General features: G+C 61.7%; 1 protein-coding gene. It reads right to left on the bottom strand.

All coding sequences use genetic code 11. The features are described from left to right. On the bottom strand, nt 1-915 hold a 915-nt coding region (gene tuf / locus IE095_RS18110), incomplete at both ends, for an elongation factor Tu (RefSeq protein WP_189413681.1).

The raw sequence follows: 915 nt of genomic DNA, 5'->3' as shown, positions 1-915 counted from the left end.
GGTAGTTCGCAAAGAACGGCGTGTGACGGCCACCCTCTTCCTTCGTCAGGATATAGGCTTCCGCCTCGAACTTGGTGTGCGGCTTCACCGAAGCGGGCTTGCACAGAACCTGGCCGCGCTCGATCCCGTCACGGTCCACACCGCGCAGCAGAAGGCCGACGTTGTCGCCTGCTTCGCCCTGGTCCAGCAGCTTGCGGAACATTTCGACGCCCGTGCAAACCGTTTTCTTCGAGGCATGCAGACCGACGATTTCCACTTCTTCGCCAACTTTCACCACGCCACGCTCGATGCGGCCGGTGGCCACCGTGCCGCGACCCGAGATCGAGAACACGTCTTCGACCGGCATCAGGAAGGGCTGGTCCACGGCGCGGGCCGGGGTCGGGATATAGCTGTCCACAGCCGCCATCAGCGCGCGGATCGAATCCTCGCCGATGTCCTTGCGCTCGCCGATCATCGCCTGGTGGGCCGAGCCCTTGACGATCGGAATGTCATCGCCCGGATATTCATAGGACGAGAACAGTTCGCGGATTTCCATCTCGACCAGTTCCAGCAGCTCTTCGTCGTCGACGAGGTCCACCTTGTTCATGTAGCAGACCATGTAGGGAATGCCGACCTGGCGACCCAGCAGGATATGCTCACGCGTTTGCGGCATCGGGCCGTCCGAAGCAGCGCAAACCAGGATCGCGCCGTCCATCTGCGCCGCACCGGTGATCATGTTCTTCACATAGTCCGCGTGGCCGGGGCAGTCGACGTGCGCATAGTGACGGTTTTCCGTCTCGTATTCCACATGGGCCGTCGAGATCGTGATCCCACGCGCCCGCTCTTCCGGCGCACCGTCGATCTGGTCATAGGCCCGGAATTCGCCAAAATACTTCGTGATCGCCGCCGTCAACGTCGTCTTCCCATGGTCAACGT

This window comes from Neogemmobacter tilapiae (assembly GCF_014652215.1).
Taxonomy (GTDB): domain Bacteria; phylum Pseudomonadota; class Alphaproteobacteria; order Rhodobacterales; family Rhodobacteraceae; genus Neogemmobacter; species Neogemmobacter tilapiae.
Note: the sequence above shows the minus strand (reverse complement) of the source record. Positions and strands in the feature narration are given on the sequence as shown.